The organism is Martelella sp. FOR1707, assembly GCF_053484265.1.
In genome coordinates, this window is record NZ_JBAKFP010000008.1 from 187479 (window position 1) to 213669 (window position 26191).

Genomic DNA, 26191 nt, shown 5'->3' on the forward strand with positions numbered 1-26191 from the left:
AGTTATGCAGTCGCGCTTACCGGTTACCAGCCTCGCACGTCATTGAAAAACCGGCAGCGGAGGCAGTCTATTCAACCACTTGCGAACGCTCGATCTGGCGCTTCAGCGCCGCCATCAGCCCCTTTGCGGCAAGCGACATTGGCACGCCTTCGGCGGTCGCGATCCCGAAGCGCTGCGTCAGTTTCGGCTCAAACGGCCGTTGCACCACGGGCAGGTGCTTGTAGAGATTGGCGTAGAAACTGCTCGCAAGCGCGATCCCCAAACCCTCGGCGGCATAGGCGCAGGCGGAGGAGTTGGAATGCGTTTCGATACGCACGTCGGGACGGACGGCCTCGTTCTGCAACAGCCGGTCGAGCATCACCCGATGGGCGCGCAGCCGGCCGAGCATGATCAGCGGCTCGCCGCGCAGATCCTCCGGCCGAATGACATCGCGAGCGGTCAGCCGGTGCTCCCGGTGCATGACGGCCACGCTTCGCCCCTCGGCGACGATCTCGAGCCGGATGCCCGGGCTGATCTCGCCCTCATGGCGCAGGAAGCCGAAATCGATCACCCGCTGGTCGATCATCCGCTGGATGGTCATGGTTGTCTCAAAGAAGGTCTCGACCCTGACGCCGGGAAAATCCTCGCGATAATCCTTCAGCATGGCGGGCGCGAAATTCTCCCACATGCTGCTCGGCAGGCCGATGCGCACCGCCTCGGTTTCCGACGCGCCGGTGCGGATTTCATCGGCAAGCTGGCTGAAACGCGCCAGGTTCAGCAAAACGGTCTTCGCCTCGGCCTCCAGCGTGCGCGCCTCCGGCGTCGGCACCAGCCTTCCCTTGACACGCTGGAACAGCGTCAGATCGAGATCGGATTCCAGTTGCTGGACGAGGCGGCTGACGCCCGACTGGCTGAGCCCCGTGCTCTTGGCCGCCCCCATCGTCGAGCCCGTCGACAGCACCGCGCGAAAGACCTCGAGCTGTTTTATGTTCATTGCATCCATCTCTGCTGGCATTGCCGGTTCGCCCCAAGCTACGCCACCGTCGAGGCCCTGTCATTGACCATTGCATCAATGACTTTGCGCGCCCGAGGCCCGGCAATTGTTCAGCACCGGACCTCCAGAGGCAGGTTCAAAGGAACCCGAAAATAAAGTTGGACCGCCAAGGCCCGAATTCGCCCAGGCCTTGGCGGTCCAACAATAATAGCAAGTCGCGGTGTCATCCCGACTCAAAGCCGGCATGACGGAGCCGCCTGGAAAGGCAGCGCCTCAGTGGGCGTCTTCCATTTCCTTTTCGGGCTCGGGCGCCTTGGCGGCCTGGAGCTCCTGGACGGCCTTTTCCGGATCGGCCGGGAAGGCGTCGTCGGTGACCTTGCCTTCAAGCAGGTCGATCGCGTATTTCAGCTGCACGTCGTCCTCGGTCTCGCGCGGCACATAAGCGACCGAGCCGGAACCCTCGTCGGTTTCCGCATCGCCCTGGATATGGCCGCGCAGCGCGGATTCGCCTTCCGGACGGATCAGGCCTTCGAGGTCTTCCGGTAGCACCTGCTCGACGACGATGTCGGGGCTGATGCCGGTGCCCTGGATCGAGGTGCCCGACGGCGTGTAATAGAGCGCCGTTGTCAGCCGGAGCGAGCCTTCCGAACCGAGCGGAACGATGGTCTGGACCGAGCCCTTGCCGAAGGTGCGGGTGCCGACCAACGTCGCCCGCTTCAGGTCCTGCAGCGCGCCGGCGACGATTTCGGACGCCGAGGCGGAGCCGCCATTGACGAGCACCACCAGCGGCTTGCCGTCGGTGAGATCACCGGGACCCGCATCGAAGCGGCGGGTCTCGCTGGAATTGCGGCCACGGGTGGAAACGACTTCGCCTTCGTCAAGGAAGGTATCGGCCACGGCGACGGCCTGATTGAGGAAGCCGCCCGGGTTGAGACGGAGGTCGAGAATATAGCCCTTGAGCTTGTCTTCCGGCACTTCTTTCTTGATCTCGTCAATCGCCTCGACCAGGCTTTCGTCCAGCTTCTCGTTCATGAAGGTGGTGAGGCGAATATAGCCGATATTGTCGTTTTCGACGCGCCATTTGACGGACTGCACCGGAATGATGCCGCGCACGATCGTCATCTCGATCGGCTTGGCCACACCGTCGCGCAGAATGGTGATGTCGATCGGCTCGCCGACCTCGCCACGCATGCGGTCGACCGCATCGTTGAGCGAAAGGCCGCGCACGCTTTCGCCGTCGATCTCGACGATCTTGTCGCCGGCCAGCACGCCGGCATTGGAGGCGGGCGTATCGTCGATGGGTGCGACGACCTTGACGACGTCATCCTCCATCGTCACCTCGATGCCGAGCCCGCCGAATTCGCCCTTCGACTGGTCGCGCATCTCTTCGGATTCCTCGGCCGTCATATAGCTCGAATGCGGGTCGAGCCCGCTCAGCATGCCGTTGATCGCATCCTGGATCATCTTCTGCTCGTCGGGCGGCGAGACATACTGGCTGCGCACCCGCTCGAACACGTCGCCGAACAGCGACATTTCGCGGTAGGTCGAATCGTCGCCGGCCGCGCGCGCCGGTATGTCGGCCGAAACCAGAATGCCGGTCGCCGCCGCGCCAAGTGCGGCGCCTGCCAGCAGAAGCGTTGCCCTACGTATCATTGCGTGCCTTTCCATCAATATTGTCCACCCACCAGGGTTGAGAATCGACCGGCGTCCCATTGTGTCGGAACTCAATGTAGAGTGTCGGCCTGTCCGTTTCCAGCGCCATTGTCGCAGCGCTCGCGATCCGTCTTGTGCCCATTTCGGCCAGCGGCTCGCCCGAGAATATGAAATCGCCCTGGCGAACCTTGAGATCCTCCATGCCGGTCATGACGATATGATACCCGTCGCCGACATTGAGGATGACCATCTCTCCGTAACTTCTGAAGCGCCCGGCGTAAACCACCGTCGCGTCGGCGGGGGCGCTGACGAGCGCGCCCGGTCGCGCCGCAATGGTCATTCCGGTCGCCGTATGCCCCGTTCCGTCCGGATCGCCGTAGCGACGCAGGATTTCGCCCGAAACCGGCAGGATCAGGCGGCCTTTCAGATCAGAGAATGGATATGCAGGCGTAATGCGGTTTTTATCGGGCGTTGCCGAAAGCGCGCGCTGGCGCGCCTCGATTTGCTGCGCCTCGGTCATCTGCCGGCGGCGTTCGGCCTCCTGCCGCGCCAGAAGAGCGGCGTTGCGGGCCGACGTGATTTCGGTCTCCAGGCTGGCGATCAGGCCGTTGAGGTCGGTCGCGCGGGCGGCCAGCAGTTCGGCCTGACGACGCTCGGCTTCGAGCTGTTCCGCGCTGGTTTCCCGGGACTTCTCGTTTTCGGCGATCAGCAGGTCCATGCGCCGGCTTTCCTCGGCAAGGCTGTCGAGATCGCCGGCAAGCCCGTCGCGGGCCTGCTGCTGTTCGGCCTTGACCGTCCGCAGCGATGTCAGGTCGGCGAGCACGGTCTCCATCCTCGCCCGCATTTCCGGCACCACGCCGTTCAGCAGGATGGCGCTTCTGACGGAATCGAGCGCATCGCCGGGGGCGACCAGCAGGGCCGGCGGCGGATCGCGGCCCATGCGCTGAAGAGCTGCGAGCACATCGGCCAACACATCGCGCTCGGCATTGAGGGAGGCTTTCAGCGCCTCCTCCTGGTCCGAAAGATCAGAAAGCCGGGCTTCGGCCGCAGCAATCTGTTCCTCCAGCCCGCGCCGGCGCTCGGCCGAGGCCACGAGCGCCTCCTTCAGGCTTGCGGTATCGCCGGCAAGGGCATCGATCTCGGCCTCAAGCGAGGCAATCTTTTCGTTAGAAAGCGCAATCGAGCTTTCGATCTGGTCGAGCTCGATTTCCTTGTCGGAGCGCTCGGTGGAGAGCCTGTCGACGAGCTCGGTTGATCCGGCGGTCGGCTCCTGCGCGACGGCGATCGCGGGCGCAGCCCAGGCGGCAATGCCGCAGGCGAGGATGATCCGCAATGATCTGGTTGCCGCCATATCCGTTTCCGCGCGAGGAAAAGTGGATTTAGATCGTCGACAGGTTAACGAAATAACAAGATCACCAGAACACACAAAATTTTGATGGTTCTTACCAGGTTCAGGCGCGGTGATAGGGGTGGCCGGAAAGCAGGGTCACGGCGCGGTAAAGCTGTTCGGCAAGCAATATGCGCACGATCTGGTGCGGCCATGTCATAGCGCCGAAGTTGATCGTCAGATCGGCGCGTTCGGCAAGGGCGGGGTCAAGCCCGTCGGCGCCGCCGATCGCGAACATCATCTCGCGCTTGCCGGCATCGCGGAACTTTTCGATCTGGCCGGCAAAGCCGACGCTGTCGAAGGACTTGCCGGTTTCATCGAGCAGCACCAGCACGGTTTCGGGCGAGATCGCGGCCTCCAGCGCTGCCGCTTCCTCCCGCTTGCGGGTCGCGGCATTGCCGGCGCGGCTTTCATTGACCTCGGTAACCTTGGAGAAATCGAGCCCCTGCGCCTTGCCGGTCTTCTTCAGCCGGTCGAGATAGCGGGCGACAAGCTCTTTCTCCGGGCCGGACTTCAGGCGGCCGACCGCGAAAATGCCGATCTGCATATGCTTTTCTTTCGGCCCGCAACAACCGCGTCGCGCAGTACGTTCTGCACCGCGCGGTCCGTTCGGGCATTTACGCCGGCTCCTGGCAGCTTGCTGCTAGTGCAGGCGCGCCTCGTTCATTTCGGGCGCCGACCACATCTTCTCGATATTGTAGAATTCGCGGACTTCCGGCCGGAACACATGGACAATCACGTCGCCGGTGTCGATCAGCACCCAGTCTCCGGACTCCTGGCCCTCGACCTTGGGCGTGCCGGCGCCCGACTGTTTGATGTCCTTGACCAGATGGTCGCAAATCGCCATGACGTGACGGTTCGAACGCCCGGAAACGACCACCATATGGTCGCCGAGAGCCGATTTTCCACGAATGTCGATGGTCACAATATCTTCTGCCTTCGAATCCTCAAGGCTGGCGAGGACGGTGGCGAGAGCATCATCGGCGGCATGGACGTCGCTTCTGCTGCCCTGTGGCGCGGTATCCGCGCCCTTCGCGTGCAATGTTGTCAGGGTTCTTCCTTTCATCCGGACCAAGCACGAATGCGACTCGTCACTCCGGCGGGCCGCTGGCTATAAAGGTGATGCCAAAGCCCGCCTGTTGCAAGGGTTTTCCTGCGCAAATTTGAGTGGAGGCCTCAGGGACGTATCCAGAAGGCCACCGCCGCGGCATCATCGCTGACCTTGTAGCGCGGGAATTTCTCGCCTTCAGGGTCATCGATCCGCTCGATGCGGCGCAGGCGCTCAAGTAGCGCCGGCAGACCGTCGCGAAAGGCGGCGTCGATCAGCCCGGCGGGCGAAAACGCGTCGTAATTGTCGCAAAGCGCGGCGAAACCATCCGAGCACAGCAGGCCACGCACCGGCGCGCGCAAGTCGCAATCTTCCCGGACGATATGGTCCGCGGCCGCTGGCACGAGGCCGAGGGTGAAGACATGTCCATCCGGCGTATTCTGGCGGGCGCGGCCGGCGCGCAGCATCGCCATGGTCTCGGCATCGCCGGCGATATCGGCGACGCCCTTGAAACCGCCAATGCGTTTCAGATGGGCGCGGGCGGCGGCGATTTCCCGCTCGCGATTGCCCTTCAGCGCCGTGGTTTCGAACACATGGCCGGCCGCGTCCTCAAGAAACAGCCGGCAATCGCCGAGTCCGTAGGTCACGAGGCGATCGTCCTCGATCCGCAGCATCTGGAAGGCGGCGGCGGGCCACGTATAGCGCGGCAGGTCATCCTTGCCGGCGGCGGCATGATAGAGGTCGCGTGCCGAGGCGTTGATGGCCGCGACGGTCTCGGCAACGGGCCGATCATCGGCTTCGGCGAACATCCGCGCCGCATGGGCCGCAAGCCAGGCGGCGTCGCCTTCGGTCATCACCTCCCGCTCGCCGATGCCGGTCGCGCCATCGATCACGAAGACCGAATGCGCGTTCCAGCCATAGCGGTCGTCGCTCGCCCCGCCGGGCTTGCCGGGATCGGTGATGTCGGCGACGATCTCAAGCTTCATCTCTTGTTTTCCAGTCTGAGCGCTGTCGAGGAGACGGCCGAGCGCGGGCCGTGGATGAAGGTCCAGGCCGGCGGCTTCATGCGCGGCAGCGCTCTGGCCGCGCGCTCGGGCACGCGAGCCCTGTCGAGCGTGCGGGCCGCCTTGGAGGAAAGATAGGTGAGCGTCGCGCCGGGCCGATCGATGACGGCGATCGGCACGGTGGCCGCAATCCGCCGCCATTCCTGCCAGCGGTGGAAGTCGCCGAGATTGTCAGCGCCCATGATCCAGACGAAGTGCACCGCCGGGTTGCGGCGGATGATGTGGCGAATTGTGCGGGCGGTATAGGCCGTGCCAAGCGTCTTCTCGATGGCGGTCACCCTAATGCGCGGATCGCCGGCCATGGTGTCCGAAAGCGCCAGCCGCTCGGCAAGCGGGGCGAGGCCATTGCCGCTTTTCAGCGGATTGCCGGGCGTGACCAGCCACCAGAGCTGGTCGAGCCCGAGCCGCTGAAGCGCAAGCTTCGCCACCAGAAGATGCCCATCATGCGGCGGATTGAAAGAGCCGCCGAACAGCCCGACCGTCATGCCGGGCTGCAAAGGCGGCATGACGAGGTGGCGGCGTGCGATCTCCGTCAAGCCGTCAGGCCCGCGTCTGGCCGCTGCCGCGCACCAGATATTTGAACGAGGTGAGCTGCTCGACGCCGACCGGGCCACGCGCATGCATCTTGCCGGTGGCAATGCCGATCTCGGCGCCCATGCCGAACTCGCCGCCATCGGCGAACTGGGTCGAGGCATTGTGCAGCAGGATCGCCGAATCGATCTCGTTGAAAAAGCGGGCGACGACCTCCGGGTCCTCGGCGATCACGGCTTCCGTGTGATGCGAGGAATATTTTCCTATGTGCTCAATCGCGCCGGAGATGCCGTCCACCAGCTTCACCGCGATGATTGCGTCGAGATATTCTGTCGTCCAGTCGTCATCGCTCGCCTCGTCGCGGCCCCGGGCATAGTCGATCATGTCGTGGTCGACGCGCACCAGGCAGCCTTTGGCCTCCAGCGCCTCGATCAGCGGGGTGGCGAACTTATCGGCGGCCGCGCGATCGATCAGCAGCGTTTCGGCGGCCCCGCAAATGCCGGTGCGGCGCATCTTGGCGTTGACGACGATCTCGCGCGCCATGTCGAGGTCTGCGGATTTGTCGACATAGATATGGCAAAGCCCTTCCAGATGGGCGAAGACCGGCACCCGCGCCTCCGTCTGGACGCGCGCAACAAGGCTCTTGCCGCCGCGCGGCACGATCACGTCGATATTGCCGGAAAGCCCGGAGAGCATTTCGCCGACGGCTGCGCGGTCGGTGGTCGGCACGATCTGGATCGCGTCTTCCGGCAGGCCGGCCTTTTTCAGGCCGGCGGCAAGCGCTGCATGGATCGCGCCGGAGGATTGCGCCGAATCCGAGCCGCCGCGCAGGATCACGGCGTTGCCCGCCTTCAGGCACAGTGCGCCGGCATCCGCCGTCACATTGGGGCGGCTTTCATAGATCACGCCAATGACGCCGAGCGGCGTGCGCACGCGCTCGATCTTCAGCCCGTTGGGGCGGTCCCAGGCGGCAATCACATCGCCGACCGGATCGTCGAGCGCGGCGATCGCGCGGATGCCGTCGGCCATCGCCTTGATCCGGTCGCCATTCAGCTCCAGCCGATCGATGAAGGAGCCGGCCACGCCGTTTTCCTTCGCGCGGGTGACATCTTGCCGGTTGGCGACGAGAATGGCGCCGCTATCTGCCTCGATCGCGTCGGCCATGGCGGCAAGTGCTGCGTTCTTGGTTTCCGTTGGCGCGATCGCCAGCGCGCTTGCTGCCTTGCGGGCGCGGCGGCCGAGATCGGCCATCGCGGTCTTCACATCCTGAACCTGATCAAGCATGGGCTGATCCTTCACGTTTTGCTGCCGACATCACGAGGTCGTCGCGATGCACCATCGCGGCGCGGGCGGGATAGCCCAGGATCGCCTCGATGCCGGCGGTCTTCTGTCCTGCGATCATCCGGGCCTCGTCGCTGTCGTAACCTGAAAGCCCGCGGGCGATCTCGCCGCCCTTGGCATTCACAATGGCGACAGTGTCGCCGCGCGAAAAGTGCCCGTCAACAGCGGTGACGCCGGCGGCGAGCAGGCTGTTGCCGCGCTTTAAGGCCGCGACCGCGCCGTCATCGATATGGATGGTGCCGGCGGGCAGAAGCTGGCCGGCAATCCAGGTCTTGCGGGCGCTGACGGGCGCGCGCGAGGCGTGGAAGATTGAATGGCGCGCGCCATCCGCGATCGCCTGCAGAGGATGATCGATCTTGCCCGACGCGATGATCATGGCGCAGCCGGAGGCGGTCGCGATCTTGCCGGCCTCGACCTTGGTGCGCATGCCGCCGCGCGACAGTTCCGAGGCGGCTCCGCCCGCCATCGCCTCGATCTCCGGCGTGATCGCCTCGATTTCCGCGAGGAACCGGGCATCGGGGTCCAGATGCGGCGGTGCGGTGTAGAGCCCGTCAATGTCGGAGAGCAGCACCAGCAGATCGGCGCCGATCATGGTGGCGACGCGGGCGGCCAGCCGGTCATTGTCGCCGTAACGGATTTCGCTGGTGGCGATCGTGTCGTTCTCGTTGATGATCGGCACGGCGCCGAGCTTCAGCAATTGCCGGAGCGTGGCGCGGGCGTTGAGATATTGCCGGCGCTCCTCGGTGTTCTGCAGCGTCAGCAGGATTTGCCCGGCGATGATGTCATGCGCCTTCAGGCTTTCGGTCCAGGCGCCGGCAAGGCCGATCTGGCCGACGGCTGCTGCTGCCTGCGCCTCTTCCAGCTTCAGCGCGCCCGAGGGGGTGCCGAGAATGGTGCGCCCGAGCGCGACCGCGCCGGAGGAGACGACCAGCACCTCGACGCCGGCGGCTCTGAGCCCGGCGATATCGGCGGACAGTTTTTCAAGCCAGCCGCGCTTCAGGCCCGTGCGGCCATCCACCAGCAGCGCCGAACCGATCTTGATGACGATGCGGCGATAATGGGCAAGCGTACGCCCGCTCATGTCAGGGCTCCCATTTGTCGTGGCGGCCCTTGTCCTCGGCAGGTTCGGGCGCCGCAAGCCCGAGGCGCGCCTCCTCGGCGCGGATCACGGCGGCAAGCTCGCGCTGAACCTCGGTCATGCCGATCTGGGCGACCGCCGAAATGGCATGAACGGGCCCGCCGCTTGCCTTTTCAAGCGCCTTGCGCTTTTCCTTCAGGGTGTCGTCATCGAGTATATCGACCTGCGACAGCGCAACGATTTCCTGCTTTTCGCCTAGTTCTACGTCATAGGCTTCCAGTTCCTTGCGCACCGTCGCGTAGGCCGTGGCGACATCTTCCTCAAGGCTCGAGACCAGATGCAGCAGTACGCGGGTGCGCTCGACATGGCCGAGGAAGCGATCGCCGATGCCAACGCCTTCATGTGCGCCTTCGATAAGGCCGGGAATATCGGCAAGAATGAACTCGCGCCCGTCAATGCTGGCAACGCCGAGATTGGGATGGAGCGTGGTGAACGGGTAGTTGGCGATCTTCGGCCGCGCTCTTGTGACGGTCGCAAGGAAGGTCGACTTGCCGGCATTCGGCAGGCCCACGAGCCCGGCATCGGCAATCAGCTTCAGCCGGAGCCATATCGTCTTTTCCTCGCCCTCAAGGCCGGGATTGGCCCAGCGCGGGGCCTGATTGGTCGCGGATTTGAAATGGGCATTGCCAAAGCCGCCATTGCCGCCGGCGGCCAGCCGGTAACGCTCGCCTTCGCGCGTCAGGTCGCAGATCAGCGTTTCACTGTCTTCCTCGAACACCTGGGTGCCGACGGGAACCTTGAGCGTCACGCTTTCGCCCTTGGCGCCGGTGCGGTTGCGGCCCATGCCGTGGCCGCCGGTCGCGCCCTTGAAGTGCTGCTGATAGCGGAAATCGATCAGCGTGTTGAGCCCGTTGACGGCCTCGACCCAGACATCGCCGCCGCGCCCGCCATCGCCGCCGTCCGGGCCGCCGAACTCGATGAACTTCTCGCGGTGAAACGACACCGAGCCCGCCCCGCCATCGCCGGAGCGGATATAGACCTTTGCCTCATCGAGAAATTTCATCGTTCCGTCGCTTCAGTTTGAGTGATTGCCGCATCGATATAGGCCATGCGGGCGAAGGTCAAAGATTATCGTGAATTTCGGCATGCCGCCGGGCCGCGCTGGCGGCCCGGCGGATGGTCAGAACCGGTATGGCGTGAACAGCGCCGGCGTCAGCGCGGTGGTGATCTCCTGGGTCATCCTTCCGCGGCTGACCGACCAGATTTCGCGCTGGCCGGTGATCTTGGAGCCGAGCCGTTGCAACACGCGGAGCGAGGCCGGGTTGTCGGAGAACGCGCCGGAATGGAGCGTGGCGCCGGTTTCAGCGAAAAACCGTTCCGCGACACCCGAGACCGCCTCGCTCATGAAGCCGCGGCCCCAATAGTAGCGCCCGAGCCAGTAGCCGAGATGATAGCCGCCCTGCCGCCGCTCAATCGAGACAAGCCCGATCGCAACGCCATCGCCCGGCTGGGCGATCGCCACCGGCCAGCTGTCGTCGTTTCCCACATGGCTCAGCCACTCGACCGCATCTTCCAGCGTGTAGGGGGACGGCACGCGGGCGAGCATCCGGGTGATCTCCGGATCGGCCAGCAGGCCCGCGATCCGTTCGGCATCCGTGACGCGAACCGGCCGCAGCCTCAGCCGCTGGGTGTCGATGACGGGGCAGGAGCCGAGCATCTCGGCCGCCGCGCTCATCGTTGACCTCCCCAGCTCTTCAGCGACATCCAGTTGCGCCGGTCGAGACGGTACCATTCGACCGAGACCGCGCTGCCGACGGCCAGCGACTGCACCATGCCGGGGCCCTGGAACTGGAAGCCGCACTTGTGCAGCACCCGGCGCGACCGCTCGTTGACGACCCGGCAACGGGCATCGATGTGGTCGACTTCGTTGCGGGTGCGGAAGATCATGTCGATCAGCACCTGAACGGCTTCGGTGGTGTAGCCATGGCCCCAATAGGGCTCGCCCAGCCAGTAGCCGATCTCGACGATGTTTTCCTCATACGGAATGTTCTCTATCCCGCAGCAACCGAGGAATTCGCCGTTATCCGCTTTGGTGATGGCATAGACGCAATTGCCGATCGCGCCCTCTTTGGTTCGCTCCACGAAATTGGCGGCATCTGTTGCAGAATAGGGATGCGGCATGCGCGACACCATGGTCGCGATTTTTTCGTTGTTGGCGAGATGGGCAATGGCGTCAATGTCATCTTCGTGCGGGGCCCGCAGAACGAGCCTTTGCGAAAGAAGAACGGGGCAATCCCGCCTTTGTTGATCGGGCCTCAGCCGCTCTCTGGAAAGCCGGGATTGGCTCTCCCTTTGTAGATCCCTTTGCATTTTTCAGGTCCTTTCCTGGTTTGAAACGAAAGAAGGGAAGATGGTGGCGTCCCATCTTCCCTTCTCTTTTCAAAATCCAGGTCCGGTAACCTGAAAATCTAAGCCGGGTCGATGTGACGCCGGCTGATCTTTAAGCGGTACCGGCTTTATTCCGCTGCTTCTGCCTGTTTCGGGGCCACGGACACATACATGCGGCCATTGGCGCGCGCGCGGAATGTCACGTTGCCTTCAATCTTGGCAAAAATGGTGTGGTCCTTGCCCATGCCGACATTGTCGCCGGGATGCCACTTGGTGCCGCGCTGACGAATGATGATGTTGCCCGGAATGACGTTCTCGCCACCGAACTTCTTCACGCCAAGGCGCTTGGACTCAGAATCGCGACCGTTGCGCGACGAACCGCCAGCTTTTTTGTGTGCCATTGGAGTTCTCCTTTAAACCTTCGAAATCTGCTTTTTCGATCAGCCGGCGACGATGTCGGTGATCTTGACGACCGTGTGATGCTGGCGATGGCCGCGCGAACGCTTGGAGTTCTGGCGACGACGCTTCTTGAAGGCGATGACCTTCTTGCCGCGGGTCTGCTCGACGACTTCCGCCTTGACGAGCGCGCCCTTGACGAAGGGTGCGCCGATCGTGGCGTCAGCGCCTTCGCCGACCATCAGCACTTCAGCAAATTCAATCTTCGCGCCGGCGTCGCCATCGAGCTTTTCGATGGTGATCACATCCTCGGCGTTGACGCGGTACTGTTTACCGCCGGTCTTGATGACTGCGAACATATTTTGACCTTTCATGTTCTCGCCCGGTTCTGCTCCCGAAAGGAGAGCGACCGTCTTTTTGTCAGTCTGGTTAAAGCAGGGATTTCAAAGAGAAAATCTTTTCAAAACCCGGTCTGCCGGTGAATTGCGGGCAGGCCCGCTGCAATGCGCGCGCCAAAAGGACACACGCGTCCGGAAGCGTGCATACGCGAGGCGCGCGCTGAAGTCAATAAATCCCGGCGCAAGCAAGCGATTTTCGTTGGCGCTATTGCATGGATGCAATCGGAAAGGTCTCGATGTCCTCCCCGAGCATGGCCGCCCGGCCCTCCACCTGCCGGAAGCCCCGCGCCGCCGTCCGCAGCTGGTAAGACCACGCCTCACTCCTCCAAAGTTCCGCGCTCGCGCCCGTCTGCGCACAAGACACTGCCCGCAGACCAAAAAACCACCATCATCGCTCTTGCAAGACAAGCCTTTGCCCGCTAAGAGACACCCCGCGTTCAAACGCAGACCACGGCACTTTATGGAGAGGTGGCAGAGTGGTCGAATGCACCGCACTCGAAATGCGGCATACGGGCAACCGTATCGAGGGTTCGAATCCCTCCCTCTCCGCCAGATTTTTGTTAAATTTCAATAACTTGTTGTCGTCTCGGCGCCGGCCCCAGCTTGTGCGGCTGCTTGAGTCCTGTGTGAGAATGACCGAGGGTCACGTTCGCGGCACTTTCCTGTCGCCGAGAGGCGTGTCGGCATCTCCCGGCGGCGGGGAACATTGCGAGGCCTTCAGCAGCGAAATTCCCCTAACACAATGATACTTAAAGAAGTTCTATGAATCGGGCGGAAAACAACGCGATCGCTCCGAATTGACTCTTTACAGCCTCCGATAAAACAGCAATGATCCAATTGGTATTCTAATGGTATTGTTGAAGGGCTGGTTGTTGGCGCGTCTATCACTCAAGGGTATCGTCAAGCGCTTCAAGGAAACGGAAGTGCTGCACGGGATCGATCTGGAGATCGGGGATCGTGAACTCATCATCTTTGTCGGACCGTCCGGCTGCGGAAAGTCGACGCTGCTGCGGCTGATCGCGGGCCTCGATCCGATTACCGGCGGCACGCTTTCGATCAATGGCAAGGTCATGAATGACGTTGCGCCCTCGAAGCGCGGGGCTGCCATGGTGTTTCAGTCCTATGCGCTTTATCCGCATATGGATGTCTATGAGAACATGGCGTTCGGCGCACGGTTGATGGGGCTTTCGAAGGATGAGATCAGCGCCCGCATTGCCGAAGTGACCCGGATGCTGAGGCTTGAGGACTATCTGAAACGCAAGCCGCGCCAGCTTTCGGGCGGGCAGCGCCAGCGCGTGGCCATTGCCCGCGCCATGGTGCGCAAGCCTGACGTTTTTCTGCTCGATGAACCGCTTTCAAATCTCGATGCCGCCCTCCGCGCCGACGTGCGCCTCGAGATCGCGCGCCTGCACCGCGATATCGGCGGCACGATGATCTATGTGACCCACGACCAGGTCGAGGCGATGACGCTGGCCGACCGGATCGTGGTGATGAACAATGGCTATATCGAACAGGTCGGCAGCCCCCGCGAACTGTTCGAAACGCCTGCCAACACCTTTGTGGCGACGTTCATCGGGTCGCCGAAGATGTCGCTTCTCGATGTCGACAGCACTGCTGGGAAACTTGCGATAGCGGGCACCGGCGCGATACGAGGCCCGGCCGGCATCGCGGAGGGCGCGCTCACCATCGGCGCACGCCCGGACGGCCTTTCCGTCGTGGCGGGACACGTCGACGAAGGCTTTGCCGGCTCGGTGATCTACACCGAATATCTCGGCGACGATTCATATGTTTACGTTCGGCTGACAAGCGGCGAGCAGGTCACCATCAGGGTGCCGCCAACCGTCTTCTTCGATGCCGACGACGACGTCACCGTGCAGGCGCAGGCAGATGCGCTTCACGTCTTTGACAGGGCGAGCGGCCAGCGTGTTTGATAACGGCTTTACCGCTTGTCATCGGTAATTCAGGGGAACGGAACAAAAGGAGCAATCTGATGACACCCTTTGCCAAGACTTTTCTGGTGGCCACGGCCGTCGCCGGCATGGCCGCGCCGGCTTTGGCCGAAGACATTTCCTTCTGGGGCTGGCGCGTGGAGGACGTGCCGCAATACGAAGAATTCATCGACGCCTTCGAGGCGGAAAACCCCGACATCAATGTCAATCTCAGAATGATCGAAGCCGTCAATTACGGCACCATTCTTTCGACCGCGCTTGCGGGCGAGGCCGGCCCCGACGCGATGATGGTGCGCGCCTACGGCTCCTTCGAGAGCGTGGCATCCGGCGGTTATCTCATGCCGCTTTCGGAAGAAAACGTGCCGGCGCTGAAGGATTTCCCGGCCGATGCGCTGAAGGCGGAAACCCTGCGTGCGGACAACACCGTCTACGCCATTCCCTTCGCCTCGCAGACGATGATGGTGCTCTACAACAAGGATGTGTTCAGCGAGCTTGGTCTCGAGCCGCCGAAGACATGGGACGATATGAAAGCGGCCGCCAAAGCGCTTCAGGAAGCCGGTCTCTACGCCTTTGCCAATGGCACGGCGGACGCATGGCAGAACGAAGTCATCACCTTCGGCCTCGGTTCGTCGACCATGGGCAAGGCCTTTTACGAGGACGTGATGAGCGGCGATGCCGATTTCACCGATCCGCGCTTCGTCGAAGCGCTGACCCGCATCAAGGATATGAGCCAGTATTTCCCCGACGGCTTCATCGGCCTCGACTATGCCTCTTCGCAGCAGTTGTTTGCGACGGGCATGGCCGGCATGTTCGTCGGCGGATCCTATGAAATCGCCGCCATGAAGGGCATGAACCCCGATATCAATATCGGCGCCATTCCCGCACCCGTGGTCGATGAGGGCGATGAAGGCCTTGTCGCCGTGTTCTATGACGGCGGCTATGCCGGCAATGCGGCGACCGAGCACAAGGATGCGGTGCTGAAGTTCCTGAACTTCCTCGCTTCCAAGGAATTCGGTCAGGCCTTTGCCAACGAGCTCTCCAACATCTCGCCGATCCCGGGCGTCACCTTCGACAACCCGGACCTTGAGGCCGTTGCCGAACTCAACAAGACCTCGATGCCTTACATGATGCTGGTGAATTTCCGCTTCGATCAGCCTTCGGGCTCGACGCTGGTTCAGGAAAACGTCCAGAAAATGATGGCCGGCGAGGCAACGCCTGAAGAGGTCGGCGCGACCGTGACCGAGGGGCTGTCGAAATACTACGAGCCCTTCCAGAACAACTGATTTCTCGACGTTTGGGGGCCGGCCTTTTGCGGCCGGCTCGCTCTGATCAAGACGGAAGCGAATGCAATGAACCGCCTGATGCCGACGCCACGTGGCCTTTGGATCACCTGTCTGATCCTGCCCGCTCTTGCGGTGATGCTGCTCTTTGTCGCCTACCCGATCGTTTCGGCGCTGGCCTACGCCTTCTATCACTGGAACGGCATGGCGCGGGGCGAGTTTGTCGGCTTCCAGAATTTCTACGATGTGCTGTTTACTGAACCGTATAAATCGACGGTTCAAAACGCCTTCATCAACAATGTCATCGTCTTTATCACGCTGATGGTGGTGCAAAACGGCGCCGCGTTCATTCTCGCCTATGCGCTGTGGCGCGAGTTTCCGCTGGCCCGGTTCCATCGCATTGCCGTGTTCCTGCCGGTTGTGCTGTCGACCGTGATTGTCGGCTATTTGTGGAAACTGTTCCTCAATCCGCTGTTCGGCATCGTCAACCAGACGCTGAAAGCGGTCGGCCTTGCAGGCTTGGCGCAGCCCTGGCTCGGCCAGTCCGATACCGCGCTTGCCTCGCTCATTCTCGTCAATGCCTGGCACTGGGTCGGCTTTCCGACACTGATTTTCCTGGCCGCCATGCAGCGCATTCCTGGCGAAATCTACGATGCCGTGCGCATGGAGACCGAAAGCGAGTGGGTGAAGATCCGAAAGATCATCTGGCCGCTGGTGGCGCCGGCGGCAACCATCGTGTTCGTGCTGCAATTCATCGGGTCGTTCAACTGGTTCGAACTGCCCTATGTGATGGAGGGCATGAGCGGCTCGCCCTTCGGTAATACCGATGTGCTGGCGCTTTATTTCTACCGCCTCGCCTTCGGCAACCCCGGCGCGGGCAGCTCGGATTTCGGCCATGGCTCGGCGCTGGCGGCGCTCGTCTTCATCTTCATCACGGTGTTTGCCACCGCCATGACGCTTTACCTGCGCCGCCGGGAGATTGAGCTTTGAGCGATACGACCTATACCGACCGCTCCGGCCTAATGCGCACATTCGGGCGCGATGGATTGCTGCAGATCCTGCTGATAGCCAATACCTTCATCATGATCGCGCCGATCGTGATCATGGTGTTTTCGGCCTTCAAGCCGTCAATGGCGATCTTCCGCGAGCCTTTCGCGATTCCCGATTTCACCGATCTTTCGAATTTCGAGGCGATCTGGACCGAGACCCATTTCGTCCGCTACTTCTTCAACTCGCTGCTGATCACCGGCTCGTCCATTCTTGCCATTCTGGTGCTGGGGTCGATGGCGGCCTATGCGCTGGGGCGCTATAATTTCAGGGGCTCCAGCTTTCTGCTGCTGTTCTTCCTGGCCGGTCTGACCCTGCCGCTGAAGCTCGCCGTCATCCCGCTCTTCGTGCTGATGCGCAAGATGGGCCTGCTCGACAGCCAGCTATCGCTGATCCTCATCTATATCGCCATGGGCCTGCCATCGACCGTGTTCATCATGACCGGGTTCATTCGCTCGCTGCCCGGCGAGCTGGAAGATGCCGCGCGCATGGACGGCGCGTCCGAAGCGCGGATCATGTGGTCGGTCATGCTGCCGCTGGCGCGACCCGCCATGGTGATTGCCGCAATTCACAATCTCGTGCCGATCTGGAACGATTTCTTCTTCCCGCTGATCTTCATCCAGAACGATCTTCTGAAAACCCTGCCGCAGGGACTGACGAGCTTCATGGGGGAATACACCACCAATTGGGGCGTGCTGTTTGCCGGGCTGACCTTCGCCGCAGCCCCCATCACGCTGCTCTACATCATCTTGTCCCGCCAGTTCATCAACGGCATGACCTCGGGCGCGATCAAGTGACGCTGAAGCTGAAGAAAGGCGGGCTGGTGGTTTCCTGCCAGGCCCGCGCGGACAACCCGCTCCACGGCGCGCTTTTCATGGGCGCGATGGCGCTCGCGGCGCGTGACGGCGGGGCATGCGCCATCCGCGCGAATGGCGTTTCAGACGTGCGGGCCGTCAAGGCCGCGGGCCTGCCCGCCATCGGCATCGACAAGCAGTTTTCCGATGCCGTGCCGGTCTATATCACGCCGACGCTTGCAGCCTGCGATGCGCTTGCCGAGGCCGGAGCCGACATTATCGGCATTGACGCCACGCCGCGCCCGCGCCGGGGCGACGAACCGGCAAGGCTCATCCGCCACATTACCGAAACGCTTGGCCTCGAGGCCTTCTGCGATATCGCAACGTCCGACGAAGGGGCGGCCGCAGCGGACATGGGGGCAACCTATGTGGCGACAACGCTTTCCGGATATACCGATGACACCAGACGCAACGATGACCTGCCGGACTACGCCCTGATCGAGGCGCTGGTCGCCCGCATCAAAACGCCGGTGGTGGCCGAGGGCCGGTTCTCGACGCCCGAACGCGCCCGCCGCGCGTTTGATTGCGGCGCTTATGCCGTCGTTGTCGGCACGGCGATTACCAATCCGCGCGAGATCACTCGCGGTTTTGTCAGGCAGATCGAGGGCTGAGGCCATGGACAGCTATTTCCTCGGCGGCGATATCGGCGGAACGGCATCGCGGTTTGTCCTTTGCGATCAGGCGGGAACCATCGTTCAGCGGGGTGCTGCGGCCGGCGCCACCGGCCACACCTTCAACGCCGAATCCCGTGACAGGCTTGAGGAAAGCATCGCCGCGATTGCCGCGCAGATAACAAGGCCCGTTGACGCGGCCGTCTTCGGCCTCACCGGCTATGGCCCGCGCGCGCGTCGCGATATCGAGGACATGCTGATTGCCGCGCTGAAGCTGACGCGCGCGAAGATTTTCATTTCCGACGATATCGAGCTTGCCTACCGCAGCCTGTTTACGCTGGGAGAAGGCCACCTCGTTTCCGCCGGCACGGGGTCGATTGCCGTTCACCTCGACAGCGAGGGCAGGCTTTTCCGCATTGGCGGGCGCGGCATCCTGATCGACGATGCGGGCTCCGGCGGCTGGATCGGCCTTGCCGCCGTGCGCGCGCTCTACCGCCGGCTCGACGAGGAGGGCGCGCCGGGCGACATGCGCCTGCTCGCCGATGCGCTTTATGCCGCCGTCGGCTCCGACGACTGGTCGGATATGCGCGCCTATATCTATGCCGGCGACCGGGGGCGCATTGGCGCGCTCGCGCGTTCTGTTGCCGATGCCGCGGAGGCCGGCGACGCATGCGCAAACGGGCTTCTGCGTGAGGCCGGCGCTGAACTCGCCCGCCTTGGCAACATCCTGATTGCCCGCAACGGCAACCATCCCGTCGCCTTTGTCGGCGGCGTGCTGAAGCTGCATCGCGTCATCGCCGAGACGATCCGCCGGAGGCTTGCCGGCGAGGCGCGCTTTCCCGTCCTCGATCAGGCGGAGGGCGCTGCCCGGCTGGCCCTTTCCTTTTTTCACCCTGCATCTTCAGGACCTTCCGCCTGAATTCGACCGCCAAAACTGCCTTATGGGCATGTTTGCGACCCGCGGTCCTGGCCAGATTTCTCCTCCGTCGTTTCGGGCCGATGCGACAAAACAAAAGTCTACCTTAGCGACCGCCGGAATCGCCATAATGATAATGAAAACAGGGCGAGGCCGATGGCGGCGAGGCTGAGAAGCTGCGGCCAGATGACCGCAAGCCCCGCGCCCCGGAACATGATCGATTGCGCCAGCGCGACGAAATGCGTGTCCGGCGCCAGCGACATGAGGGTGCGCAGAACCGCGGGCATATTCTCCACCGGCGTCAGGCCGCCCGCCAGAATCTGCAGCGGAAACAGAACGAGCATCAGCAGCAGCCCGAATTGCGGCATTGAGCCGGCAATGGTGGCCAGGAAGATGCCAAGCGAGGTCGTCGCAAACAGCTGCAGCGCCATGCCGAGTATCAACAGCCACAGCGAGCCCGCCACGGGAATGGCAAGCCATGTCTGCACCACGACGGTGATCGAAAAGCAAGCCGCGCCCATCACCACCGCCGCCATCGGCCATATTTTGCCGAGCATGATTTCCGCCGGCGTCACCGGCATGACGAGAAGATGTTCGATGGTGCCGCGTTCGCGCTCGCGGATGAGCGCGGCACCGGTCAGGATGACGGAGAGCAGCGCGACATTGTTGACGACCTCCATCATGGCGCTGAACCAGTTTGGATTAAGCTCGGGATTGAAGCGGGCGCGCAGAACCAGACCAACGGGAGCGGGTTCGCTGGCGCGGTAGCGCTCAAGGAACTCGGAGACCTCGCCCGATACGATCGCCTGCACATAGCCTGCGCCGGTAAAGGCCTGGGTCATCCGCGTGGCGTCGACGTTGAGCTGCATGGCCGGCTCGCTGCCGGCCAGAAGGTCGCGCTGGAAGTTCGGCGGGATGACGAGCGCGAAGGTATCGACGCCTTCGTCCATGCGCCGGTTCATCTGTGACAGCGTGATCGTCTGCGGGGGCAGGAAATAGGGCGGGTAGAAGGCCGAGGCGATGCGCTCCGAGAGCGCGGAGGCATCCTCGTCGACGATGGAGATCGGCGCCTTGTTCAGCGTGAAGGGCACCGCGACCGCCGCCGCATAGACCTGAAGCGTGAATACGACGACGATCAGCACCAGAAGAGCGGGCGTGCGCAGCAGGCTCCACAACTCCTTTATGCCCAGTCGCCAGATCGTCGATATCCGCATGGTTCAACGCGCCTGCTTGCGGAGGAAGAGAACGCTGAGCAATAACAGCGCGAGGCCGGCCGCAAACAGCGGCATGAGCGAGGGCGTCAGATCGCCGAAACCCAGCGCCTTGGAAAAGGCGCCGCGCGAGATGGTGACGAAATGGCTTGCCGGGTTGATGGCCCCGATCAGCGCGGCCTCGCCCTCCATGGAGGCGATCGGATCGATCATGCCGGAATACTGGACGGCCAGCATCATGGTGACGACAGTGGTCAGGAAAATCGCGGCGATCTGGCTGTTCATGAAGCTCGAGATCAGCAGTCCGAGCCCGGTCGCCGCGATGGCGTAAAGCAGGCCGCCAAGCGCATAGGCCGGAATGCTGCCGGTGAAGGGGACGCGCTGCACGACAATGGCGAAGGCTGTCATCATCGCGAGATTGATCATGGCGAGGCCGACATAGGGTATCTGCTTGCCGAGCAGAAACTCCAGCCGGGTGACGGGCGTCACGTAGAGATTGACGATGGAACCAAGGTCCTTCTCCCGCACGATCGAGAGCGTGGCCAGCATGGTGGGAATGAACAGGAGCACCAGGGCGATGACGGCCGGAACCATGGCGATGATGCTTTCCACGTTGGGATTGTAGCGGAACCGCGTCTCAAGCCGGAAGTCCTCGGCCAGTGCCTCTTCTCCAAGGAGCGCGCGGGCCTGCCGCATCAGCCAGTGCGCGTGCAGCCCGTCGACATAGCCCTTGGCGGTCTCCGCGCGTGATGGCATGGAACCGTCGAGCCACCCGCCGATTTCCACGTTGCGGCCGGCCGCCACCTCGCGCGCGAAGCCGGGCGGTATCTCGAGGGCAAGGCTGATCTCGCCGCTGCGCATGCGCCGGTCCATATCGGCATGATCGATGATCGGAGGACGCTCGGTGAAATAGCGCGAGCCCGCAATGTCGAGCGTATAGTCGCGGCTGACCGTCGTGCGGTCGTGGTCGAGCACCGCGAAAGGCAGGTCCTCGACATCCATGCTGATCCCGTAGCCGAGGACGAACAGGAGCACCAGACTACCGATAAAAGCGAAGGCGGCGCGGATCGGGTCGCGGCGCAGTTCCAGCGCCTCGCGCCGGGCATAGCTCATGATCCGCCGCGGATCGAGCCGGCGATTGTGCACAGGCTGATGCCCAGGTCCGATGGCGTGGACGATATCCGCGGAAACGGCATCCGTTTGCGGCCCGCCTGCCGCGCTGCCCCCCTCCCCGATCGCATCCTCCAGATAGGAAACGAAGGCTTCCTCGAGATTGGCAGTGCCGCGCGTCTCGACGATCGCGGCCGGTCTGTCAGACACCAGCACCTTGCCGGCATGCATCAGGGAAATGCGGTCGCAGCGCTCCGCCTCGTTCATGAAGTGCGTGGAGATGAAGATCGTCACGCCGTCATTGCGCGCCAGATCGACGAAACTCTGCCACAGCTGGTCACGCGCGATCGGGTCGACGCCGGAGGTCGGCTCGTCGAGGATCAGCATCTCGGGCGCATGGATCATGGCGACGGCGAGCGACAGGCGCTGGGTGACGCCGAGCGGCAGGGCATCGGGCAGCGTTTCCAGCACATCCGTCAGGTCGAAGCGTTTCGCCATTTCGGCGATTCGGGCCGGAATATCCGCCGCCGGCAACTGAAAAAGGCGGGCATGCAGGTCCAGGTTCTGACGAACGGTCAGCTCGGAATAGAGCGAAAAGGATTGCGACATGTAGCCAACGCGCCGGCGGGTATCGAGATCGCGCGGATCGACCTCGCGCCCGAACAGCCGCGCGGTGCCCTCACTGGCCGGCAGGAGGCCGGTCAGCATCTTCATCGTCGTCGTCTTGCCGCATCCATTCGAGCCGAGAAAGCCGAAGATTTCGCCCCTGGGAATGCGGAAGCTGACATTGTCCACGGCGGTGAAATCGCCAAAGCGCATCGTCAGCCCGTCGGCCTCGATCGCGGGCGCGCCGTCGCCGCGCTCGGGCCGGGGCGGAATATCCACCTTCTTATGGCGGCTGCGCTTTTCCTGCGGCAGTACGGCGATGAAGGCGTCATCGAGCGAGGACGTGCCAGTCTTCGCCTGAAGCTCGGCCGGCGTTCCCGTCGCCAGCACGCGGCCGCCGTCCATGGCGACGAGCCAGTCGAACCAGGCCGCCTCCTCCATATAGGCGGTTGCGACGATCACCCCCATGCCCGGCCGGTTGGCCCTTATAGCGTTGATCAGTTCCCAGAACTGCCGCCGGGAAAGCGGGTCGACGCCCGTTGTCGGCTCATCGAGGATCAGGAGGTCGGGATCGTGGATCAGCGCGCAGCACAGGCCGAGCTTCTGCTTCATGCCGCCGGAAAGCTTGCCGGCCGGGCGGTCGGCAAAGGGATCAAGACCGGTGGCGGCCAGAAGTTCATGAATGCGGCGCTCGCGCTCCCTGCGGGCATGACCGAAGAGGCGACCGAAGAAATCCACATTCTCGAATACGGATAGGGTCGGATAGAGATTCTTGCCGAGCCCCTGGGGCATATAGGCGATGCGGGGGCCGATCGCGCTGCGGTCGCGCGCCTTCCGCATGTCGGCGCCCAGCGCCTCGACCGCGCCGGCCTGGACCTTGCGCGCCCCTGCGATCAGCGAGAGCAGCGTCGATTTCCCGACGCCGTCAGGGCCGATCAGGCCCACCATCCTGCCGGCAGGAAAGTCAATCGATACGTCGTCGAGCGCACGGGTCTTCTTGAACGCATGGCTGACGTTCAGCAGGCGCGCCGCAAGCGCGGGAGCATCGCTGGTTTGCGCCGGCCCGCTCATTCCAGCAATCCGGTGCGCAGGCTTTCAGGCCATGCCGCCTCCGGGTCGGTCTTGACATAGGCTATGCCGGGCAGACCCGGTTTGACGTAATCGGCGTATCGTTCAAGAAGCGCCGGCGCAACGCGTACCCGCACGCGGAACATCAGCCCCTGGCGCTCCTCGGCTGTCTCGACGGTGCGCGGAGTGAACTGCGCGACATCGGACAGAAACGAGACGGTAGCCGGAATCACCACGCCCGGCGCGGTGTCGAGGACGATGCGCGCCTCCGAGCCGATGGCGAGACGCCCGGCCTCCAGCGTGGGCAGAAAAACGGTCATGTAGACATCGCCGAGATCGATGAGGTTCAGGACCCGCCCGCCGCCGGCGACAACCTCGCCCGGTTGGGCGACGAGATACTGCACCCGGCCGTCCCGGGGCGAGCGCAACGTGCTGTCATCGATCTCCGTCTGGATCCGCTCTATCGCCGCCTTGGCCGCCTCGATATTGGCCTCCGCATCCACGATCCGCGCCCGCGCCGTGGCGATGCCCACCTCGGCGACGGCGACCTGGGCCCGCGCGGCGTCGAGCGCCGCGCGGGCGCCTTCGAAACGGGCGCGATCATCCTCCACCGTCTGCTGGGCCACGGTGTTGCGTTCGACGAGCTGTTGCGAGCGGTTGAAGCGGCTCTCGGCCGAGCCAAGCTCTGCCTCGCGCTGGGCGACGACCGCCAGCGCGGCGGAACGTTCGGCCTCGGCCTGCTTAACGCCGCTCTCCGCCACGTCGCGGCCGATCCGGCCGCGCTGCAACTGCGCACGCGCTTCCCGCAACATCGCGTCGAGCTGCTGGGTGTCCATATGGGCAAGCACCTGGCCAGCCGACACGGTGTCACCCTCCTGCACGAGAATATCGCTGATCCGGCCACCGGAGCGGGCGGATATGTCGATGGAGACCGCCTCGATGCGGCCATTGCCCGAGGCAATGCCGGCCGGCAACCCCTCCTCCGCCAGGCGCTCGGTCAGATACCAGCCGGCAACGGCCGCAACCGCCACGAGCGCCACCGCGAACCAGAGGTTCATGAAGAGTCGTTTCAGCCGCTCAAGCATAGGGATCGCACTCGGTCGTCGTTGGGAAGAGCCATCTTATATCCCAAAATCCTGGAGCATCGGGCGAAAAGTGGAATCCGGTTTTTCGATAACCCGATGCGTCGCAACAAACCATAGTGAGGTTCAGATTAACCGCTCCATGATCTAGGACAATAGGAAGCTGCATCATATAGAAAAATCGCGTCGCACGAGATGTGAACGCGAACGGAGCCCCTTTTTGCCAAACTGGAGTGCTCCATTACCGCCTCAGGCGTTGGGCAAAAAGAGGAATCCTTTTTCGAAGATTCCGACGCGCCAAGGAAAAATGGCTAAATCAACGGGCGGAGGATCGCCGCCAGCAAAATACCGCGCCCAACGCGCGCAAACCCGGCTTGGGTGCAGAACAGCCGGGAGCCGGGCAGAACTACTTCTCCACCAACTTCAAATTCCGGTCGAAGACCTTCAGCACCTGTTTCAGGTCATGCCCGCGCTTGAGCACCATGCCGGCGGTATTGGTGACCGAAAACGCGCCCTGCTTGGCCGCAAGTTTCGGGTTCTTCTCGATCCGGTAGAGTGGCATTTCGCCTGCGCGCTTGAAGACCGAGAACACCGCCTTGTCTTTCATGTGGTCCAGCGCATAGTCGCGCCACTCGCCCTCGCCGACCATGCGGCCGTAGATCCAGAGGATCGCGTCCAGTTCGCGCCGGTGGAAGGTCACCGGCAGGGGCTCGGCCTTCTGGCCGGCGCGATATTGGCTGAGCTCCACCACATTGGCGTTGGCGGCAGCCCGGCCGCGTTGCGTTTCCGGCTTGTCAGCCATGGCGTCTCCGCTTCGCAAACATGACACTTACAAGACAGTCTGCCCGTATCGGCCAAAATTGCAAGGCCGGTGTGGCGTGAGAGTGGCCAACGCTTTGTTAACCGAAACCGGTTATCCCTTGTTAAGTGCGTTTGTAAGAGTTCAGTATCCATGCGTTCAGGCCCCCCAGAGCTGCCCGTCTTGCCGGACATGCCGCGCGCATCGCGCTTCGGCCGCCGGCCGAAAGGGGCGCGGCCATGAGCATCATTCGCAAGGACCTTGGCCAACGCCCGCCTGCCCGCCTCAAATCCAAGCTTTCCGTCGTCCAGCCCGGCAAGGCCGTACCCGATATCCGCCTTGAAGTCAGAAGCGGCGGCGAGTTTTCGCTCTATTCGCAAGCGCCCGACCATATGGAGCCGGCGATGGACCGGCTGGCCGAGAGTGCGATCGAGCGCAACATCTTCCAGACCCCTGCCTTCCTGCTGCCGGCGCTCGGCGAGCGCCATTCGCTGCTCAGGGTCGCGCTGATGGAAGACGGCGACAGCGATGACAGTCTGACCGCGCTGATGACCTTTTCGGTGCGCGGCAATGGCTCGCATCTGCTTGCCCACGCGATCGGCGATATCGGCTATCACGCGCCGCTGATCTCGCGCCACCGGCCGATGGCGACACTCGACCAGCTTTTCGAGGCGCTTGCCGGCTCGCTCGTCAACCTGCCGGGCATCGCCGTATTTCCGCATCTGCTCGCCGATGGCGCGTTCATGCGCTTCGCCCGCGCGGTGGCCGCCGCCCGCGGCCTTGCCTTCCGGGTCACCCATGCCCGCCGGCGACGCGCGCTGTCCGGTCCGATCAACCCCGCCAACGCAGCGCTAACGCCGGACGAGCGCGAGGCGTGGCAGGCCAATCTTGCAAAGTGGGAGGCGCTTAACGCGCGCGGGAAGATCGGTTACCATATCGCCCGCAATCCATCCGAAACGGCGCTGATGCTGGATGAGCTGTCAGCGCTCACGACGACGGTCGCGGAAGACCGGTCCCGATTTGCGGCGCTGCTGCCCACGGCCAAGAAGCTCGGTCGCAACGACCAGCTTCGCATCCACGCGCTCTATCTTTCGGGCGAGATGATTGCGGCGGCGATCCAGCCGGTCACGGCCGGCGAAGCCTGGATCTGGCAGGTGTTCGTGCGGCCGGACATGGAACAGGAAGCGGTCGACGAGCAGTTGATCATGCGGCTGACGGAATGGAACACCCGCGACGCCAATATCGCGGTGACCCGCGCAGCCCCCGGCGTCGGCCCCTATCTGGCGGAGCGGTTCTGGCCGGTCGAGGAAGGCTATGCCACGCTGATGGTCGCGATCCGCCCCGGCATGGAACGCGCGATCGACGCGCTGGCCCGCGAGCACCGGGACTGAGCGTTCAAAT

At 63.3% G+C, this 26191-nt stretch carries 25 protein-coding genes and 1 tRNA gene; 8 read left to right on the forward strand and 18 right to left on the reverse strand.

Features of this window, described 5'->3' with window-relative positions; all coding sequences use genetic code 11:
* Positions 1–67: 67 nt before the first annotated feature.
* The 14 genes from V6765_RS20845 to rplU all read right to left on the reverse strand — a co-directional run bounded on the left by V6765_RS20845 (position 68) and on the right by rplU (position 12218).
* Positions 68–973 (reverse strand): LysR family transcriptional regulator, encoded by a 906-nt coding sequence (locus tag V6765_RS20845; protein ID WP_448432373.1) that lies wholly within the window; start codon positions 971–973, stop codon positions 68–70.
* A gap of 273 nt (positions 974–1246) precedes the next feature.
* A complete protein-coding gene (locus tag V6765_RS20850; protein ID WP_448432375.1) occupies positions 1247–2626 on the reverse strand; it encodes a S41 family peptidase in 1380 nt (459 codons plus the stop codon).
* Complete coding sequence (locus tag V6765_RS20855; RefSeq protein ID WP_448432377.1) at positions 2616–3977, reverse strand: murein hydrolase activator EnvC family protein; 1362 nt, start codon at positions 3975–3977, stop codon at positions 2616–2618. Before V6765_RS20855 ends, V6765_RS20850 begins: the two co-directional genes overlap by 11 nt.
* 100 nt (positions 3978–4077) lie before the next feature.
* Positions 4078–4560, reverse strand: coding sequence for a 23S rRNA (pseudouridine(1915)-N(3))-methyltransferase RlmH (rlmH, locus tag V6765_RS20860; protein WP_448432379.1), 483 nt, complete (start codon positions 4558–4560; stop codon positions 4078–4080).
* A 96-nt stretch (positions 4561–4656) separates the two neighbouring features.
* A complete protein-coding gene (gene rsfS, locus V6765_RS20865) occupies positions 4657–5079 on the reverse strand; it encodes a ribosome silencing factor (protein WP_448432381.1) in 423 nt (140 codons plus the stop codon).
* Positions 5080–5189: 110 nt separating this feature from the next.
* Entirely contained in the window at positions 5190–6047 is an 858-nt protein-coding gene (locus tag V6765_RS20870; protein ID WP_448432383.1) for a hypothetical protein, read from the reverse strand.
* Entirely contained in the window at positions 6044–6631 is a 588-nt protein-coding gene (locus V6765_RS20875) for a nicotinate-nucleotide adenylyltransferase (RefSeq protein ID WP_448432472.1), read from the reverse strand. Before V6765_RS20875 ends, V6765_RS20870 begins: the two co-directional genes overlap by 4 nt.
* 34 nt (positions 6632–6665) lie before the next feature.
* On the reverse strand, positions 6666–7940 hold the full coding sequence (locus V6765_RS20880) for a glutamate-5-semialdehyde dehydrogenase (protein WP_448432385.1): 1275 nt from the start codon (positions 7938–7940) through the stop codon (positions 6666–6668).
* On the reverse strand, positions 7933–9078 hold the full coding sequence (gene proB / locus V6765_RS20885; protein WP_448432387.1) for a glutamate 5-kinase: 1146 nt from the start codon (positions 9076–9078) through the stop codon (positions 7933–7935). Before proB ends, V6765_RS20880 begins: the two co-directional genes overlap by 8 nt.
* Position 9079: 1 nt before the next feature.
* A complete protein-coding gene (gene obgE, locus V6765_RS20890; RefSeq protein ID WP_448432389.1) occupies positions 9080–10138 on the reverse strand; it encodes a GTPase ObgE in 1059 nt (352 codons plus the stop codon).
* A gap of 117 nt (positions 10139–10255) precedes the next feature.
* Entirely contained in the window at positions 10256–10810 is a 555-nt protein-coding gene (locus tag V6765_RS20895) for a GNAT family N-acetyltransferase (RefSeq protein WP_448432391.1), read from the reverse strand.
* On the reverse strand, positions 10807–11445 hold the full coding sequence (locus V6765_RS20900) for a GNAT family N-acetyltransferase (RefSeq protein WP_448432393.1): 639 nt from the start codon (positions 11443–11445) through the stop codon (positions 10807–10809). Before V6765_RS20900 ends, V6765_RS20895 begins: the two co-directional genes overlap by 4 nt.
* A 146-nt stretch (positions 11446–11591) precedes the next feature.
* Positions 11592–11864, reverse strand: a complete 273-nt coding sequence (rpmA, locus tag V6765_RS20905; RefSeq protein WP_024706188.1) for a 50S ribosomal protein L27 — start codon at positions 11862–11864, stop codon at positions 11592–11594.
* Positions 11865–11903: 39 nt separating this feature from the next.
* A complete protein-coding gene (rplU, locus tag V6765_RS20910; RefSeq protein WP_448432474.1) occupies positions 11904–12218 on the reverse strand; it encodes a 50S ribosomal protein L21 in 315 nt (104 codons plus the stop codon).
* A 501-nt stretch (positions 12219–12719) separates the two neighbouring features.
* Here rplU and V6765_RS20915 point away from each other — a divergent pair.
* The 7 genes from V6765_RS20915 (at position 12720) to V6765_RS20945 (ending at position 18917) form a co-directional block, all read left to right on the forward strand.
* Positions 12720–12809: transfer RNA gene (locus V6765_RS20915), tRNA-Ser, on the forward strand.
* Between the two features lie 320 nt (positions 12810–13129).
* Positions 13130–14188, forward strand: a complete 1059-nt coding sequence (locus tag V6765_RS20920) for an ABC transporter ATP-binding protein (RefSeq protein WP_448432395.1) — start codon at positions 13130–13132, stop codon at positions 14186–14188.
* Positions 14189–14247: 59 nt separating this feature from the next.
* On the forward strand, positions 14248–15489 hold the full coding sequence (locus V6765_RS20925) for an extracellular solute-binding protein (protein ID WP_448432397.1): 1242 nt from the start codon (positions 14248–14250) through the stop codon (positions 15487–15489).
* Between the two features lie 66 nt (positions 15490–15555).
* Entirely contained in the window at positions 15556–16476 is a 921-nt protein-coding gene (locus tag V6765_RS20930; RefSeq protein ID WP_448432399.1) for a carbohydrate ABC transporter permease, read from the forward strand.
* Positions 16473–17330: a carbohydrate ABC transporter permease gene (locus V6765_RS20935; protein ID WP_448432401.1), complete on the forward strand. Its 858-nt coding sequence runs from the start codon at positions 16473–16475 to the stop codon at positions 17328–17330. Before V6765_RS20930 ends, V6765_RS20935 begins: the two co-directional genes overlap by 4 nt.
* Positions 17327–17998: an N-acetylmannosamine-6-phosphate 2-epimerase gene (locus tag V6765_RS20940; protein ID WP_448432403.1), complete on the forward strand. Its 672-nt coding sequence runs from the start codon at positions 17327–17329 to the stop codon at positions 17996–17998. The genes V6765_RS20935 and V6765_RS20940 overlap by 4 nt, the downstream gene beginning before the upstream one ends.
* Before the next feature lie 4 nt (positions 17999–18002).
* Positions 18003–18917, forward strand: a complete 915-nt coding sequence (locus V6765_RS20945; protein WP_448432405.1) for an N-acetylglucosamine kinase — start codon at positions 18003–18005, stop codon at positions 18915–18917.
* Positions 18918–19015: 98 nt separating this feature from the next.
* Here the strand turns inward: V6765_RS20945 and V6765_RS20950 are convergent, their stop codons facing one another.
* From V6765_RS20950 to V6765_RS20965, 4 genes are all read right to left on the reverse strand, one after another.
* Positions 19016–20128: an ABC transporter permease gene (locus V6765_RS20950; RefSeq protein ID WP_448432408.1), complete on the reverse strand. Its 1113-nt coding sequence runs from the start codon at positions 20126–20128 to the stop codon at positions 19016–19018.
* 3 nt (positions 20129–20131) lie between these two features.
* On the reverse strand, positions 20132–22912 hold the full coding sequence (rbbA, locus tag V6765_RS20955) for a ribosome-associated ATPase/putative transporter RbbA (protein ID WP_448432410.1): 2781 nt from the start codon (positions 22910–22912) through the stop codon (positions 20132–20134).
* A complete protein-coding gene (locus V6765_RS20960; RefSeq protein ID WP_448432412.1) occupies positions 22909–23967 on the reverse strand; it encodes an HlyD family secretion protein in 1059 nt (352 codons plus the stop codon). Before V6765_RS20960 ends, rbbA begins: the two co-directional genes overlap by 4 nt.
* A 430-nt stretch (positions 23968–24397) precedes the next feature.
* Positions 24398–24793 (reverse strand): DUF2794 domain-containing protein, encoded by a 396-nt coding sequence (locus V6765_RS20965; RefSeq protein ID WP_448432414.1) that lies wholly within the window; start codon positions 24791–24793, stop codon positions 24398–24400.
* A gap of 236 nt (positions 24794–25029) precedes the next feature.
* Here V6765_RS20965 and V6765_RS20970 point away from each other — a divergent pair, with 236 nt between their 5' ends.
* Positions 25030–26181, forward strand: coding sequence for a GNAT family N-acetyltransferase (locus tag V6765_RS20970; protein WP_448432416.1), 1152 nt, complete (start codon positions 25030–25032; stop codon positions 26179–26181).
* The last annotated feature ends 10 nt before the right edge of the window (positions 26182–26191 follow it).

What these genes read in the sequence shown, in the direction of transcription:
- V6765_RS20845 (WP_448432373.1), bottom strand. Translation starts at nt 973, where the DNA reads ATGAACATAAAACAGCTCGAGGTCTTTCGCGCGGTGCTGTCGACGGGC.
- V6765_RS20850 (WP_448432375.1), bottom strand. Translation starts at nt 2,626, where the DNA reads ATGATACGTAGGGCAACGCTTCTGCTGGCAGGCGCCGCACTTGGCGCG.
- V6765_RS20855 (WP_448432377.1), bottom strand. Translation starts at nt 3,977, where the DNA reads ATGGCGGCAACCAGATCATTGCGGATCATCCTCGCCTGCGGCATTGCC.
- rlmH (WP_448432379.1), bottom strand. Translation starts at nt 4,560, where the DNA reads ATGCAGATCGGCATTTTCGCGGTCGGCCGCCTGAAGTCCGGCCCGGAG.
- rsfS (WP_448432381.1), bottom strand. Translation starts at nt 5,079, where the DNA reads ATGAAAGGAAGAACCCTGACAACATTGCACGCGAAGGGCGCGGATACC.
- V6765_RS20870 (WP_448432383.1), bottom strand. Translation starts at nt 6,047, where the DNA reads ATGAAGCTTGAGATCGTCGCCGACATCACCGATCCCGGCAAGCCCGGC.
- V6765_RS20875 (WP_448432472.1), bottom strand. Translation starts at nt 6,631, where the DNA reads ATGCCGCCTTTGCAGCCCGGCATGACGGTCGGGCTGTTCGGCGGCTCT.
- V6765_RS20880 (WP_448432385.1), bottom strand. Translation starts at nt 7,940, where the DNA reads ATGCTTGATCAGGTTCAGGATGTGAAGACCGCGATGGCCGATCTCGGC.
- proB (WP_448432387.1), bottom strand. Translation starts at nt 9,078, where the DNA reads ATGAGCGGGCGTACGCTTGCCCATTATCGCCGCATCGTCATCAAGATC.
- obgE (WP_448432389.1), bottom strand. Translation starts at nt 10,138, where the DNA reads ATGAAATTTCTCGATGAGGCAAAGGTCTATATCCGCTCCGGCGATGGC.
- V6765_RS20895 (WP_448432391.1), bottom strand. Translation starts at nt 10,810, where the DNA reads ATGAGCGCGGCGGCCGAGATGCTCGGCTCCTGCCCCGTCATCGACACC.
- V6765_RS20900 (WP_448432393.1), bottom strand. Translation starts at nt 11,445, where the DNA reads ATGCAAAGGGATCTACAAAGGGAGAGCCAATCCCGGCTTTCCAGAGAG.
- rpmA (WP_024706188.1), bottom strand. Translation starts at nt 11,864, where the DNA reads ATGGCACACAAAAAAGCTGGCGGTTCGTCGCGCAACGGTCGCGATTCT.
- rplU (WP_448432474.1), bottom strand. Translation starts at nt 12,218, where the DNA reads ATGTTCGCAGTCATCAAGACCGGCGGTAAACAGTACCGCGTCAACGCC.
- V6765_RS20925 (WP_448432397.1), top strand. Translation starts at nt 14,248, where the DNA reads ATGACACCCTTTGCCAAGACTTTTCTGGTGGCCACGGCCGTCGCCGGC.
- V6765_RS20930 (WP_448432399.1), top strand. Translation starts at nt 15,556, where the DNA reads ATGAACCGCCTGATGCCGACGCCACGTGGCCTTTGGATCACCTGTCTG.
- V6765_RS20945 (WP_448432405.1), top strand. Translation starts at nt 18,003, where the DNA reads ATGGACAGCTATTTCCTCGGCGGCGATATCGGCGGAACGGCATCGCGG.
- V6765_RS20950 (WP_448432408.1), bottom strand. Translation starts at nt 20,128, where the DNA reads ATGCGGATATCGACGATCTGGCGACTGGGCATAAAGGAGTTGTGGAGC.
- rbbA (WP_448432410.1), bottom strand. Translation starts at nt 22,912, where the DNA reads ATGAGCGGGCCGGCGCAAACCAGCGATGCTCCCGCGCTTGCGGCGCGC.
- V6765_RS20960 (WP_448432412.1), bottom strand. Translation starts at nt 23,967, where the DNA reads ATGAACCTCTGGTTCGCGGTGGCGCTCGTGGCGGTTGCGGCCGTTGCC.
- V6765_RS20965 (WP_448432414.1), bottom strand. Translation starts at nt 24,793, where the DNA reads ATGGCTGACAAGCCGGAAACGCAACGCGGCCGGGCTGCCGCCAACGCC.
- V6765_RS20970 (WP_448432416.1), top strand. Translation starts at nt 25,030, where the DNA reads ATGAGCATCATTCGCAAGGACCTTGGCCAACGCCCGCCTGCCCGCCTC.